16 protein-coding genes are annotated in these 15438 nt (G+C 36.9%); 3 read left to right on the top strand and 13 right to left on the bottom strand.

Annotated features, from left to right (window positions below):
- Positions 1-51 precede the first annotated feature (51 nt).
- The 11 genes from adk to putP form a co-directional block, all read right to left on the bottom strand.
- Positions 52-696 (bottom strand): adenylate kinase, encoded by a 645-nt coding sequence (gene adk, locus ACGH4F_RS01090; protein ID WP_267350381.1) that lies wholly within the window; start codon positions 694-696, stop codon positions 52-54.
- A 37-nt stretch (positions 697-733) separates the two neighbouring features.
- Positions 734-985: a zinc-ribbon domain-containing protein gene (locus tag ACGH4F_RS01085; protein WP_267350379.1), complete on the bottom strand. Its 252-nt coding sequence runs from the start codon at positions 983-985 to the stop codon at positions 734-736.
- Positions 986-988: 3 nt separating this feature from the next.
- Positions 989-2458 (bottom strand): ribosome biogenesis GTPase Der, encoded by a 1470-nt coding sequence (der, locus tag ACGH4F_RS01080; protein WP_294826117.1) that lies wholly within the window; start codon positions 2456-2458, stop codon positions 989-991.
- Between the two features lie 9 nt (positions 2459-2467).
- On the bottom strand, positions 2468-3649 hold the full coding sequence (gene bamB, locus ACGH4F_RS01075) for an outer membrane protein assembly factor BamB (RefSeq protein WP_267379753.1): 1182 nt from the start codon (positions 3647-3649) through the stop codon (positions 2468-2470).
- A gap of 26 nt (positions 3650-3675) precedes the next feature.
- A complete protein-coding gene (locus ACGH4F_RS01070) occupies positions 3676-4398 on the bottom strand; it encodes a YfgM family protein (protein ID WP_411589652.1) in 723 nt (240 codons plus the stop codon).
- 24 nt (positions 4399-4422) lie between these two features.
- Positions 4423-5700, bottom strand: a complete 1278-nt coding sequence (hisS, locus tag ACGH4F_RS01065; RefSeq protein WP_267350372.1) for a histidine--tRNA ligase — start codon at positions 5698-5700, stop codon at positions 4423-4425.
- A gap of 24 nt (positions 5701-5724) precedes the next feature.
- On the bottom strand, positions 5725-6834 hold the full coding sequence (ispG, locus tag ACGH4F_RS01060) for a flavodoxin-dependent (E)-4-hydroxy-3-methylbut-2-enyl-diphosphate synthase (RefSeq protein WP_267350370.1): 1110 nt from the start codon (positions 6832-6834) through the stop codon (positions 5725-5727).
- 86 nt (positions 6835-6920) lie between these two features.
- Positions 6921-7364 carry a helix-turn-helix domain-containing protein gene (locus ACGH4F_RS01055; protein WP_065558624.1) on the bottom strand — a complete coding sequence of 148 codons (444 nt, stop codon included), beginning with the start codon at positions 7362-7364 and terminating at the stop codon, positions 6921-6923.
- A 67-nt stretch (positions 7365-7431) separates the two neighbouring features.
- Complete coding sequence (gene pdxY / locus ACGH4F_RS01050; protein ID WP_065558623.1) at positions 7432-8298, bottom strand: pyridoxal kinase PdxY; 867 nt, start codon at positions 8296-8298, stop codon at positions 7432-7434.
- Between the two features lie 3 nt (positions 8299-8301).
- The gene (gene tyrS, locus ACGH4F_RS01045) at positions 8302-9573 is read right to left on the bottom strand and encodes a tyrosine--tRNA ligase (protein ID WP_220216382.1); all 1272 of its coding nucleotides are present in this window, start codon (positions 9571-9573) and stop codon (positions 8302-8304) included.
- A 68-nt stretch (positions 9574-9641) separates the two neighbouring features.
- Entirely contained in the window at positions 9642-11129 is a 1488-nt protein-coding gene (gene putP, locus ACGH4F_RS01040) for a sodium/proline symporter PutP (protein ID WP_065558621.1), read from the bottom strand.
- Between the two features lie 272 nt (positions 11130-11401).
- On the opposite strand from putP, the gene nth reads away from it, so the two are divergent.
- The 3 genes from nth to ACGH4F_RS01025 are packed head-to-tail and all read left to right on the top strand — an operon-like array spanning position 11402 to position 12978.
- Positions 11402-12040: an endonuclease III gene (nth, locus tag ACGH4F_RS01035; protein WP_220216381.1), complete on the top strand. Its 639-nt coding sequence runs from the start codon at positions 11402-11404 to the stop codon at positions 12038-12040.
- A gap of 6 nt (positions 12041-12046) precedes the next feature.
- Positions 12047-12577, top strand: coding sequence for an endonuclease SmrB (gene smrB / locus ACGH4F_RS01030; protein ID WP_411589649.1), 531 nt, complete (start codon positions 12047-12049; stop codon positions 12575-12577).
- Between the two features lie 32 nt (positions 12578-12609).
- Complete coding sequence (locus ACGH4F_RS01025) at positions 12610-12978, top strand: hypothetical protein (protein ID WP_411589647.1); 369 nt, start codon at positions 12610-12612, stop codon at positions 12976-12978.
- A gap of 322 nt (positions 12979-13300) precedes the next feature.
- On the opposite strand, the gene cgtA is transcribed toward ACGH4F_RS01025, so the two are convergent.
- Positions 13301-14470, bottom strand: a complete 1170-nt coding sequence (gene cgtA / locus ACGH4F_RS01020; protein WP_220216378.1) for an Obg family GTPase CgtA — start codon at positions 14468-14470, stop codon at positions 13301-13303.
- On the bottom strand, positions 14470-15435 hold the full coding sequence (locus tag ACGH4F_RS01015) for a DMT family transporter (RefSeq protein ID WP_220216377.1): 966 nt from the start codon (positions 15433-15435) through the stop codon (positions 14470-14472). The genes cgtA and ACGH4F_RS01015 overlap by 1 nt, the downstream gene beginning before the upstream one ends.
- Positions 15436-15438: the final 3 nt, after the last annotated feature.

Raw genomic sequence — 15438 nt, 5'->3', positions numbered from 1 at the left:
TCAAAAAGCCAGATAACAAATGTATAACTGGCTTTTTTAACAATCGATTAATTAATCTAAGATTTTAACAAGTTCGTTTGTCACATCAGATACAGATTGGGTACCATCAATGCGGTAGTATTTTGCACGACCTTCTTTCGCTTCATGTTGATAGTAATCAATTAAAGGTTTAGTTAATTGATGATATTCAACAAGGCGTTTACGGACTATCTCTTCATCATCATCTTTGCGAGTTGTTAAAGGTTCACCCGTAATATCGTCAACATTTTCTACTTTTGGTGGATTATGACGGACATGATAAACTCGTCCCGATGGCGCATGAATTCGGCGTCCACTCATTCGATCAATGATAACAGAATCAGGCACATCAAATTCAAGTATATAGTCAACATTAATACCTGCTGATTTCATAGCATCAGCTTGGGGTACAGTTCGAGGGAATCCGTCTAATAAAAAACCATTTGCACAATCATCTTGTGCAATACGTTCTTTCACTAATGCAATCACAAGTTCATCAGTAACAAGTTTACCGGCATCCATTAATTCTTTAGCCTGTTGACCAAGTGGCGTACCAGCTTTCACTGCTGCACGTAACATATCGCCAGTTGAAATTTGAGGAATACCATATTTTTTCATAATGAATTGTGCTTGAGTTCCTTTTCCCGCACCTGGTGCACCTAATAAAATAATACGCATGAAATAACCTCTTATGGTTTTTATATAGATAGATTTTCTATTCTGGTAAATATTGAAATATCACTTTACTGCTGGAGATTAATCCATCAGTTGGACAAATATAATTTATGGCACCACAGCCTTTGATCATTTGAGCAGGTTGATGACAAGTGGGGCATATATAGTGTTCGACAAAATGTTGTTTACAGTGAGCACAAACGTAATGCTGGGCAGACATAACATCCATTTTATGATGACATTTAGGGCACAAGCCTTCTTGACTTTGCCCTGCTATATTTTTTTTTGACATAAACTATTTACGACCTCTAACGTGTTTCATCAATCGACGTCGTTTACGTTGTTGTGATGCCGTTAAACTATTTTTTCGACCTTCAAAAGGATTCGCCCCTTCTTTAAATTGAATTCGAATCGGCGTTCCCATAATTTTTAATGAGCGTCTAAAATAGTTCATTAAATATCGTTTATAAGAATCAGGAAGATCTTCAACTTGATTTCCGTGAACAACCACAATAGGTGGATTGTAGCCTCCGGCATGGGCATATTTGAGTTTTACTCGACGTCCACGAACGAGAGGTGGTTGGTGATCATCTTGTGCCATTTGCATAATTTTGGTTAATAATGCAGTATTTACCCGACGGGTTGCACATTCATAAGCTTCTTGAATTGAATCGAATAAATTACCCACACCACTACCATGTAAAGCCGAAATAAAATGCAAACGGGCAAAATCAATAAAATCAAGTCGGTCATCTAGTGTTGCTTTAACTTGCTCTTTAATGTCTTGTGATAACCCATCCCATTTATTGACAGCAATAACAAGTGAACGCCCACTATTGATGATAAAGCCGAGTAATGATAAATCCTGATCTGAGATACCTTCTCTGGCATCAATCACCAATATGACAACATTTGCATCTTCAATCGCTTGTAATGTTTTAATCACTGAAAACTTTTCGACGGTTTGCGTTACCTTACCACGTTTACGCACCCCTGCCGTATCAATTAAAACATATTCTCGTTCGTCACGAGTCATTGGGATATAGATACTATCTCGAGTTGTACCTGGCATATCATAGACCACAACCCGTTCTTCACCTAAAATTCGGTTGGTTAGTGTTGACTTACCTACATTCGGACGCCCGACAATAGCCACTTTAATCGGTTGATTAATCAGTGATTCAACATCATCTTCGTCAACATCGTCATAAGATTCTGATAAATCTGGTGGCAATTGGTCTTCATTAAAGTCATCTTCATCGTGATCTTTAAATTGAAAAATAGGTTCCAACGCCGTTTCAATCAAAGAACTGACACCACGTCCATGACTTGCCGCTATGGGGTGGATATCGCCTAAACCTAATGAGTAAAAATCTGAGATAGCCGTATCAGCATCAATACCATCAATCTTATTGGCAACTAAAAAAGTAGCCTTTTGACGAGAACGCAAGTGTTTAGCTATCGCATGATCTGCCGGCATAGCACCCGCTCTTGCATCGACTAAAAACAGAACAATATCGGCTTCTTCGATAGCTTGTAAGGATTGGTCAGCCATAAAGCTTTCAACCCCTTCTTCGGTGCCATCAATACCACCCGTATCAATTACTATGTATTCATGGCCCTTGATTTCAGCTCGTCCATACTTACGATCACGCGTTAATCCAGGAAAATCTGCGACTAACGCATCTCGTGTTCTTGTTAACCGATTAAATAAAGTTGATTTTCCAACATTTGGACGACCAACTAGTGCTACAACAGGTACCATGTTTATTCTCTAATTACTTAAATTTTTTGTGAAAGCGTAAATATCACCATTTTTGACTTGAACAATCAGTTTATTGTCAACCACCAATGGTTTAGCGATTATTCCGCTACTACTTACTTCTATTTTATTTACAAGTTCACCTGTTTCAGCATTTAACCAATACAGGTAACCTTCAAAATCACCAAATACGACATAATCTTGATAAATGACTGGATCAGTCAATTGGCGGTGTGTAAAACTTGATTGCGTCCAAAGTACGCCACCTTCCGTTTTTGATAATGATTGAATATTATCATCTTGATCTACTACGTATAATCGATTTTTATCAACCGCAAAACTGTGTGTTGAACCTATTTTTTTACGCCATATGACTTCACCATTACTTAAATCCAGTGCAGCAACATAACCATTAAATCCAACAGAATAGACAGTATTTCCTTCAACTACAGGGGTTGAATCAACATCATTTAATTTTGCAATTTCTGTTGAACCAGTCGGTTGTGAAATACGTTGTTGCCAAATTAATTGACCATCATTAATGTAGTAAGCATTTACTCGACCATTATCATCACCAAAGATAGCTGCACCATGGGCAATGACTGGTGTTGAGTTACCTCTTAATGATAATGCCGGAACTTCAAAAGTCACTTCCCAAAGTTCGTCACCCGTTTCACGATTAAGCCCTTGTAATATACCATTAGCGGTATGAACCACTAATTTATCATCAGACGATACCGGGCGAGCAAGGACTTCTCCTTTAACTGATTTTTCCCAGACGACTTTTCCGTTTTGACGATCTAAAGCATAAACAACAGCACGTTCACTGCCAACATAAACATAATTTTCATCGGCACTTACACCACCAGAAAAGAGCGCTGTTTTACTACTGAAAAGTGTACTTTTAGATAAATCGACATTCCACAATGTATTACCCGTCGTTAAATCAACTGCTTTTACCTCTCCACTTCGGCTCGCTGCATAAATAACATTATCATAACTAGCAGGACCTAATAATGAATAAATACGAGTATTTCCTGCAGTACTGTTACGCCATAATTGGTGAATAGTAAATTGGTTACTGACTATAGGAGAAGGTGAAACTTGAATAACTTCTTCTTCTCCTCCAAATATCGAGCATCCAGCAAGTGAAAACATAAAAACACTGGTTAAAAAACATTTAGATAACTTCATTGTATAGACCCTTATAGCAGGATAAATTAATTTTTATTTTCTTCCGTTTCAGTCTTTGACTGATCCTCTTGCTCTGCTTTTTCTTCAGCAGTTTGTTTATCTTGTTCAACTGTTTGTTTAGCTTGTAAATATTCAGCTTGATTTAGTTTAATTTTAATATTTGGCTCTGAACTTATCATTGCCGCTGATTTTAGCGCAATTTTATAAGCATCTACCGCCTCAGCATAACGAGACATTTTGGTTAATATATCGCCCCGTATTTCGTTAATCACTGGTTCCCAAGCTTCATTGTTAACTTTATCTAACGTTGCTAAACTTTCTTGGTATTGGTTTTGTTGATACTGCACACGTGCAATACGAATATTAATAACGGATTTTATCGGTTCCGCTTTTGTTTTAGATAAAGCATCAGTCAATAATGCTTGAGCACCTGCATAATCTTTTGTTACTTCGATATAAAATTTAGCCGCAAAAAGATCAGCAAAAACGTTATAAACGCTATCCCCCTCTTTTGCAAAAGCAACTAAATCATTTACGGATTCCGGTTTTGTCTGATCTAACTGTTTTACAAGTTGCTCATAACGATCTGACATTTGTTCCAATTTTTTAACTTGATTTGATTGATAGTAATTCCAACCATAATAAGCCAATAATCCGATGACAATAACGGCAACAATAATTTTCCACGTTTTCGCAAGAAACTCTTTTAAAGCCCACATTTGTTCTTCACTTGACGATTGATAACTCACGCTTATCTCCTATTTCCTTTAGATTTATATCATTGCCAAACAAGTTTGAACAATATCGCTTTGCGCGACTTCAGTTTGTTCACCTGTTTGTAAATTTTTGATAGTTACCGTTTGGTTCGCTAACTCGTTTTCACCAACAATAACCGCTATTTTAGCACCTAATTTATCTGCTTTTGCAAATTGTTTCTTAAAATTAGACGTTCCATAATTAGTCACAATTCGTTTATCAGGTAAACCGTCACGTAATAATTCAGCAACACATTGTGCTACTGAAATCGTGTTTTCATCTCCTGAGGAGATCATATAAATATCAATCGAATTATCTCGATTTAATGAAGGATTGACAGCTTGAACAAGTAAAACTAATCGTTCAAGTCCCATAGCAAAACCAACAGCTGGCGTTGATTGACCACCTAACTGGCTCACTAATCCATCATAACGCCCCCCACCACAAACAGTACCTTGAGCACCTAAGCTACTTGTTACCCATTCAAATACTGTACGATTGTAATAGTCTAATCCTCTTACTAATCTTTGATTAATATTGTATTTTATTCCTGCTTTATCCAGTAAACGACACAGCCCTTCAAAATGTTCTTTCGATTCCGCATCCAAATAATCAAATAGTTTTGGCGCTTGATTAAGTAATTCTTGTACGACTGGATTTTTCGAATCGAGTACACGTAATGGATTAGTATACATTCTACGTAAGCAGTCTTCATCCAATTTATCTTTATGTTGTTCAAGAAAATCAACGAGTGCTTGACGATAGTTCGCTCTAGCTTCAAGTGAGCCAATTGAATTTAATTCTAACGAAGTGTGATCCTGTATACCCAGTGCTTTCCAGAATCTTGCGGTTAATAAAATTAGTTCAGCATCAATATTAGGTCCTTCAAGCCCAAAAACTTCAACCCCAAATTGATGAAATTGGCGATAGCGACCTTTTTGCGGTTTTTCGTAACGAAATGCAGGTCCTAAATACCATAGACGTTGTTCTTGATTATAAAAAAGCCCATGCTCAATGCCCGCACGAACACAACCCGCAGTAATTTCGGGACGTAAAGTGATACTTTCATCATTACGGTCATTAAAAGTATACATCTCTTTTTCGACAATATCCGTCACTTCACCGACGGCTCTTTTAAATAGCGCAGTATCTTCAACAATGGGGGTTCTTATCTCATTATAGCCATAGCTATTTAGAACACCTTTAACAATTTTTTCAATTTGTTGCCAACTGGCACTATCTGTTGGGAGTAAGTCATTCATTCCCCGTATAGATTGGATTTTTTTCTCTGTCATTTATGTATTCGCTATCTAATAAAATTATAGTTCAGTTGCTGCAATTCTGTTTTTTAGTATTGATGCTTTAGCTCGAATTTTTGCTTCCAGTTCATCGATCATCTGTTCGTTATCAATACGACCAATACGTACACCATCTTCATAAAAGCCACTTTTATTATGACCGCCAGCAACACCCATCGTTGAAGCCAAAGCTTCACCTGGCCCATTAACAACACAACCAATAATCGATACATCCATTGGTGTAATGATATCTTCTAAACGTTGTTCTAACGTATTGACTGTATTAATGACATCAAACTCTTGTCTTGAACAGGTCGGACAAGCAATAAAGTTGATACCACGAGATCGAATTCTCAATGATTTTAATATATCAAAACCGACTTTAACTTCTTCAGTAGGATCAGCGGCTAAAGAGACACGCAATGTATCACCAATACCTTCAGATAATAACAAACCTAAACCTATTGCCGACTTAATTGCACCACTGCGAACACCACCAGCTTCAGTGATCCCCAAATGTAGGGGTTGTTTTATCTGTTTAGCTAAAAGTCGATAGGCATCCACCGCTGTAAATACATCTGACGCTTTCACACTCACTTTAAATTGGTCGAAATTGAGCCTATCCAAAATATCAACATGACGCATCGCTGATTCTACAATTGCTTGTGGCGTAGGTTCGCCATATTTTTCTTGAATATCTTTTTCAAGTGATCCGGAATTAACCCCAATTCTTATTGGAATATTTTTATCTTTAGCACAATCAACAACTGCTCGAATTCTTGATTCATTACCGATATTTCCCGGATTAATTCTTAAACAATCCACGCCATATTCTGCTACTTTCAAAGCAATACGATAATCAAAGTGAATATCTGCAATAAGTGGCACTTTCGCTTGTTGTTTAATCAATTTAAACGCTTCTGCCGCATCCATTGTTGGAATCGACACACGTACAATATCGACACCTACTCGTTCAAGTGCTTGAATCTGAGCAACTGTTTTTTCAACATCCGTCGTACGGGTATTCGTCATGGATTGAACGGCAATGGGCGCACCACCACCAATAGGTACACTGCCGACATAAATTCGGGTAGATTCTCGTCTGATTATCGGTGAATCCTGATGACTCATAACACGCCTAATGATATAACAAAATAACTAGCTTGTGATCTTAACAAGATTTGCATCAAATGTCTGTATACGAGTAAGAAAATTTGCTAACTGTTAACGTGATTCGATGATGATGGCGAAATGTAATGACTCACTTCTACATAATTATTTTTACTTTCTTTATTAAAATAATAAATAGTTACACCAACTATACAAACCACTACAAATAAGCTAAAAAATAAAATCCGCTTTCCTCTTTTTCTAGGTTCAAGGGCAGGAATGAGTTGCTTTATTTTTGTTTCGGATGCATTTTGCTTTGACATTTTTTCTAGATAAGGTTGATACTCGTCCTCAGATAAACCAACAATTTCAGCATAAGAACGAATATAACCTTTAACAAAGACAAGAGGGGCATGAACTCGCTGATCGTTTTCAATTTCTTCGACCACTGCCTTTCGAACATGGATCTTATTGGCAATATCTTCTTGAGTTAATCCCATATTATTACGTAAATTGGAAAGCATCTTACCCAAAGAAATATTGTCTTCCATCATCCCCTCATTTTTGTTAAGAATTAAAAATAAATTAAATTGGATCCATTTTTACATATTTTTAAAATTAATCAATTCTTTTCGCATTAAACCATTGTGAAGGTTTTGCTATTTCATCTTGAGCGGCAACTAATTGAAGCTCATATTCATTGAGTTTCAAGGTTTCAAGCATAACAGCATAAACCGCAGAAGTGGTATGTTCTAACGCCTCAACCAGCGATTTACCAAGCAAAATATTCGCTAAAAACAATCCACTCGTCATATCGCCTACACCAACAGGCTGTCTCACGCCAAAGTCAACTAAAGGGCGCTCAATGTGCCATGCTTCATGTTCTGTGACGAGTAACATTTCAAAACGATCTTTACGATATCCCGCACGACTTAAATGTTTAACTAAAATCGCTTTAGGCCCTTTTTTACAAAGTGCTTTACATGCAAATACCGCTTCTTCAACGTTATTAATTGGCTGTTTTCCATTTAACTCTTCTAGCTCCAAAATATTAGGCGCCATCATATCTGCTATCGGTAATGCAGTATTACACAAAAATTCAGATACGCCAGGCGCAACAAAACAACCTTTTTCAGGATGCCCCATAACAGGATCACAAAGATAAATTGCATTGGGATTTACAGCTTTTACTTTTTTTACTATTTCGGTTATGGCACTACCTTGTTCAGGGGATCCCATATAACCACTTAATACTGCGTCACATCGTTTAAGTTCACCGATGGCGTTAATGCCATCGGCGATATCAGTTAAATGTGATGCTGGCATTACCGTGCCTGTCCATTGACGATATTGCGTATGATTTGAAAATTGCACAGTATTTAAAGGCCATACATTTACTCCCACACGACGCATAGGGAATACAGCAGCACTATTACCTGCATGACCAAATACAACATGTGACTGAATAGATAGTATATTTTTCATAAATTAACTCCAAATTAGTAAGCAGTAATATTTCTTACCTCGACGAAGTAATGTATAACGTCCAAAAAGCTTATCTTCTTGTGAAAAATGATAATCTGTTGTCGCGTTACGTTCACCATTAACTGAAATCGCATTAGATTCAATCATTGTTCTGGCTTGACCTCTTGACGGTGCAAACTGCGCATTAACGATCGCTTGTTGCAAATCAATATCGCCCTCAACCGTAATCGTTGGCATACCGTCTTGCGCCAATTGTTCAAAATCGGCTTGAGATAGATCGGCTAATTTTCCTGAGAATAAACTTTCAGTGATCCGTTTGGCTGCCATTAAGCCTTCTTCACCATGGACTAAACGTGTGACCTCTTCAGCAAGAACATATTGTGCTCTTGGTGCCACACCGCTATTTTTATCTTCTTCTTCAAGTGCATCAATTTCATTTAATGACATGAAAGTAAAGAATTTTAAGAAACGATAAACATCAGCATCAGCGGTATTAATCCAGAATTGATAGAATTTATACGGACTGGTCTTTTTAGGGTCAAGCCAAACCGCACCGCTTTCCGTTTTACCAAATTTTGTACCGTCAGATTTGGTAATTAAAGGAACCGTTAAACCATAAACTTGTTTTTGATGTAATCGACGAGTTAAATCAATACCGGCAGTAATATTACCCCATTGATCTGATCCCCCAATTTGTAACACCACATTATGATCTTTATTTAAACAAGCAAAATCATAAGATTGTAATAAACTGTAAGAAAACTCAGTAAATGAAATCCCAGCTTCATCACGATCAATACGTTGTTTGACTGATTCTTTGTTAATCATGGCGTTAACTGAAAAATATTTACCAATGTCACGTAAAAAAGTTAATACATTCATGCCACCAAACCAATCATAGTTATTAGCGACAATCGCTGCATTTGCACCACAATTAAAATCTAAGAATGGAGAAACTTGTTGTTTAATTTTTTCGCTCCACTCAACAACAGTCTCTTGAGTATTTAATTTACGTTCAACGGCTTTAAAACTCGGGTCACCAATTAAACCTGTTGCGCCGCCAACAAGCGCAATCGGTTTATGACCGGCTAACTGAAAGCGTTTTAAACAAAGTAATGGTACCAAATGACCTAGATGCAAACTATCAGCCGTGGGATCAAAACCACAATAAAGCGCTATGGGATTTTGTTCAATTAGTTCCATGAGTGCTTTTTCATCTGTCAGTTGAGCAATCAATCCTCGCTCTTGCAGTTGTTTGATCACATTTTTTGTCATGTTATTTTACCTATAAAAATTTTATTACGTTGAAATTTGACTTTGGATAACTCTATTTTTATTGAAATCTATTCTACTTTATTATGATAACGTTTATACGCTTGTTTAAAATGATCTTCCACTATTTCATTCGGTTTTTTATCACATAAACTAAAGATTACTATCGCTAAAGACGCAAATAAGAAACCCGGAATAAGTGAATAAAGATTAAACCAATTAAAATTAATCCAAAGCAATACTGTTGCCGCTCCTGTAATCATACCTGCTAGAGCGCCATTGCGTGTCATGCGAGACCAAAATACAGAAAAAACAATAATGGGACCAAAGGCAGCACCAAATCCTGCCCATGCATGACTAACTAAATCTAAGACACTATTATTAGGGTTAATTGCTAACAAAATGGCAATGACCGATACCAGTAAAACCATAATTCGTCCAACCCAAACAAGTTCACGTTGTTTTGCTTTCGGTCTAAAAAAGGCTCGATAAAAATCTTCCGTTAATGCGCTTGAACAGACAAGTAACTGACAACTTAACGTGCTCATCACCGCAGCCAAAATCGCCGCTAATAAAACACCAGCAACCCATGGATTAAACAATAATTTGGATAACTCAATAAAAATACGTTCATGTTTACCGTTATTAATGAGATCTGAAAACTCTGGATGATTGGCAAAGAAAGCAATACCAAAAAATCCTACCGTAATTGCTCCACCTAAACATAAAATCATCCAAGTCATACTAATTCGACGGGCATTTTTCATCACATCATGTGAGTCAGCCGCCATAAAGCGAGCTAAAATATGCGGTTGCCCAAAATAGCCAAGCCCCCAGCCAAGCAATGAAATAATAGCGATAAAATCCATGTGAGCAAAGATGTTGGTATAATCAGGATTGAGCGATTCAATATTTGCTAAGGCATCGGTAAAACCACCTGCGTTCACCATAACCATAACGGGAGTTAAGATAAGTGCAAACATCATCAAACTCGCTTGAATAGTATCCGTCCAACTGACCGCTAAAAAACCACCTATAAAAGTATAAGCGATTGTTGCGCCAGCACCAGCTAACATGGCCCAACCATAACTCATTCCAAAGGTACTTTCAAAAAGTTTTGCACCCGCAACAACGCCTGATGCACAATAAATCGTAAAAAAGATAAGAATGATTACCGCTGAAATAATACGCAGCAAAGCGCTTTTATCATCAAATCGGCGAGCAAAATAGTCGGGTAAGGTCAAGGAATTATGATTAATTTCAGTAAAAACACGTAACCGACCGGCAATCAGTAACCAGTTTAAGTAAGCCCCAATTATCAAACCAATTGCAATCCAACTTTGCGAAATACCGAATAAAAAAACAGCCCCTGGCAGCCCCATTAATAGCCAACCACTCATGTCCGAAGCGCCAGCCGAAAGCGCAGTGACAACACTACCAATACGGCGCCCCCCCAAAATATAATCACCAAAGTTTTGCGTTGATCGAAAGGCAAAAAAACCGATCGCAATCATTCCTAAAATGTATATAGCAAAGGTGACAATCATTGGTAAGGACATATTTCTAAAAAACCTTGTTGATGAAATTAAAAAATAGTGGAGTAGCTTATCATAAAAACCACATGCTAAAAAGCAGGCGATGAATGAATATAACTAAGCTGACAATCCGTCACGCTAAAATTTTTCAGATAGGTCATTGAGATTGTTATTTTGCCGTAATTTTAATTATTGTCGCATAAAGTGAATTTTAGCTAAAAATTAAATTTAACCTACAATATTTATACAAATAAAGTATATAATATCAGACATGTTATTTATATTTATCATACTCTGTGAAACAATCAACTCGTATTCAAATTTTAGAAAGATTAAAAGATCACATTAAAGATCCAACAACTGAACTTGTTTATCAAACCCCTTTCGAATTGCTCATTGCTGTTGTTCTTTCTGCACAAGCAACCGATGTGAGTGTAAACAAAGCAACCAAACCTTTATTTGCAATTGCTAATACAGCGGAACAAATCTTAGCGCTTGGGGTTGATAAGCTCAAAAGTTATATCCGTACCATTGGCTTATACAATAGTAAAGCAGATAATATTATCAAAACCTGTCAGATTTTAGTTGAGAAATATCAAGGTCAAGTGCCAGAAAATTTTGATGCATTAATCGCATTACCCGGTGTAGGCAGAAAAACAGCGAATGTAGTGCTAAATACGGCTTTTGGTTGGCCAACGATTGCGGTTGATACTCATATTTTTCGTGTCAGCAATCGCACGGGCTTTGCACCCGGAAAAACCGTTGAGGCAGTGGAAGAAAAATTATTGAAAGTGGTACCCAAAGAGTACAAAATAAATTGTCACCACTGGTTAATTTTGCATGGACGTTATACTTGTATCGCCAGAAAACCTCGATGCGGGGCTTGTGTGATTGAAGATTTATGTGAATTCAAACAAAAAGTTTACCCAGAGTAATTATCAATGACTGAAAAATTCAAATTAACTCAAGAAGAGATAAACTTATTTAAAAGTAGCATTGGCAATACCCAAAAACTTGCACAAGATACCGTTGTTCATAAACCCTTAAAACGGTCTCAAAAAACCATTGCGATTGAAAAACGACAACATGAAAAAAATCATGCTGAGTTTTATTTTTCGGATGATTATCAACCGCTCTTACAAGACGATCCCATTCGTTATAGTCGTGAAAACGCCGATCCTTATGAGATTAAAAAATTACGTCGTGGGTTTTATGAACCTGAATTTTTTTTAGATCTACATGGATTAACACAGCAAGAAGCGAAAAAAGAAATAGCATCGCTTATTACTGCTTGCTTAAGCGAAAACGCACATTGTGCTTGTATCATGTATGGACATGGTAAAAACATCTTAAAAAAACAGACACCAATGTGGTTAGCCCAGCATCCTAATATCATTTGTTTTCATCAAGCACCGAAAGAATTTGGCGGCAGTGCAGCATTACTTATTTTATTTGATACAATTAATAACTAAAAATAAATGTTAAACACATAAGGAATAACGACTTGAAATTATTAAAGAAAATAAAACATGTTTATCTACTTCTAATACTTGCCATCTTTATTACTGCATGTAACGAACTTGATGCAATTCCACCCGAAAAAAGTAACTATATTGGCACATGGCAAGGTGAATATATGGTGATAAGTATAGCTAAAGACGCCAGAGTTAATTACAATTATAAAAAAGATGGGGTGACTACAACCATTAAAGGACCGATACAAGAATTTATGGGTGATGATTTTAAAGTAGGGGTTTTAGGTTTAAATTCTTTATTCAAAGTAAGTACGCCTCCTTATTTTGAGGACGGTCAATGGAAAATGGTTATTGACGATCAATTAGTTATCAAAACATCGGATTTAAAATCACTTTAAAATAAAAAAGCCAGCATAGTTGCGCTAGGCTGGCAAACATTGGAAGCAATGTGAGCAATGTCATACTTTTTCAGAAGTCTTGCGACGCTCTAATCAAGTACATCTTAATGATAATAATTCTCATTATTAAAAGCAAGCGTTTTTTTTGACTTTTTTCAAAAAAACAGAAAAAATTTAAAATAAAAGTTTTTTAATATGAAATCATTGAGTTAGTGTGAAAATAATAAAGAGGAATACAGGGCTATGTCACCCTGTATTTTCGCAATGCTGATTTTTTAGTTGATAATTTGAAGTGATAAGTTTAACTTATTTTAGGTTATTACTATTTTTGATAGATAAATTCAACCCCTTCTTCGTCACTCTCATCCCAATCATCAAAATCATCGTCGTCGTCATCAAAAGCCTCATCCATAGCTTGTTGGTGATAATCATCCCACATAAATTCAACTTTTTCTGGTGATGTTTCTTCTTGCTCTTCTTCACGTGGATGAGCATTCATATAATCCATCAGATCCCAACATAAAGCTTTTACCCCTTCATGATTGACCGCTGAAATAACATAATATTTGTCATCCCAATCCAATGCTTTAGCGATTTCGGCAGCACGTTTAGCACTTTCTTCTTCACCTAAAACATCCATTTTGTTGAATACCAACCAACGAGGTTTATTGGCAAGTTTTTCACTATATTGATGAAGTTCTTGAATAATGACTTTCGCATTTTCAATAGGATCAGATTCATCAATTGGTGCAATATCAATTAAATGCACTAAAACTCGACAACGTTCAAGATGTTTTAAAAAACGAATCCCCAGACCAGCACCGTCCGCAGCACCTTCAATTAATCCCGGAATATCCGCAACAACAAAACTTTGCTCATTATCCATTCTTACCACGCCTAAACTTGGCACTAAAGTCGTAAACGGATAATCAGCGACTTTCGGTTTAGCTGCTGAAACTGATCGAATAAATGTGGATTTACCGGCATTAGGTAAACCAAGCATACCAACGTCAGCAAGTAGCAATAATTCTAACAGTACATCACGTTTTTCACCGGGCGTACCATCGGTTTTTTGCCTTGGAGCCCGATTCACTGAAGATTTAAATCGTGCATTACCCAAGCCATGAAACCCACCTTTTGCGACTAACACTTTTTGTTGATGATGCGTTAAATCGCCGATAATTTCACCCGTATATTTGTCTGTGATTCGAGTTCCAACGGGCACTTTTACGGTAATATCTTTGCCTCTTTTACCGGTACAATCTGAACCTTGTCCATTTTGCCCACGCTCTGCCCGATAATTTTTTTCAAATTGGAAATCAACCAAAGTATTGAGATTTTCATCCGCAATAAAATAGACATCACCACCGTCACCACCGTCACCACCGTCAGGGCCACCTTTGGGAATGTATTTTTCTCGACGAAAACCTACGCAACCATTGCCACCATCACCGGCTTCGACTCGGATTGAAGCTTCATCTACAAATTTCATTATTCTTCCTCTTTCTTCTGGTTAATTAGCCAGCCTTTTCTTGGATGCCATAAATAGTGCCCAATTGTGGCAAACATCGCACCAGCAACGACTGATACTGCGCCAATATAACCTAAAATATTTAAATACTGCATAGCAAATTTTTCTGGCCAAATTACGGCAAATAAATCTGAAAAAATTAATGCAAACAACGGTGATAATGTGGTAATTGCACTAACTTGTGCAGCTTGCCAACGTTCCATTGCCATAACTAATGCGCCATAAGCAATAATGGTATTTAAACCACAAAAGATAATGGCAAATAACTGCGTTGCATCGGCATGAGCGATTTTTGTTGGCGATGCCAATGGCCATAAAAATACCGTACAAATAAGATAAATTAGCCAAAGTAACTGTTCTGCACGTAATTTACGTAATAACACTTTTTGTGCCAATGCATAAGCTGCCCATGAAATTGAAGCAAGTAAAGCAAGCCAAACACCAATGCCATAAGTCGATATATTAGCAAATAGAACGGTAATATTTTTATTAAAAAATAGTCCTAATCCAATTAGCAATACCGAAATACCCATTATTTGCGTTGGTCTTAATCGCTCTTTAAAAACAAACGCACTTGAAATCATAAAAATTACAATACCCATTTGACCTACAACTTGAGCCGTTGTCGCAGAAAGATACTGAACAGAACTTGCAAATAACGCAAAATTACCAAGTAATCCAAATCCGGCAATCATTAATAAGATAAAACGTCGACGTTTTTTAAACATCGCTAAATTAGGAAATTGTTTTTTATAAGCTAACCATATCGTAATACCGACGGCAGAAATTGCCAATCGAGACCACGCTAACGTTAATGGGTCAATAACCACCAATGCATATTTCATTGCAATCGGCACTAGCCCCCACATAACCGCTGTTAACATGGCTAAGGCAAAACCTAATTTAACATTTTGCTGTTTTATCATATT

The organism is Gilliamella sp. CG35 (assembly GCF_046635745.1).
GTDB lineage: Bacteria > Pseudomonadota > Gammaproteobacteria > Enterobacterales > Orbaceae > Gilliamella > Gilliamella apicola_I.
The sequence above is the reverse complement of the archived record's forward strand: the minus strand, read 5'-3'. Positions and strand labels throughout refer to the sequence as shown.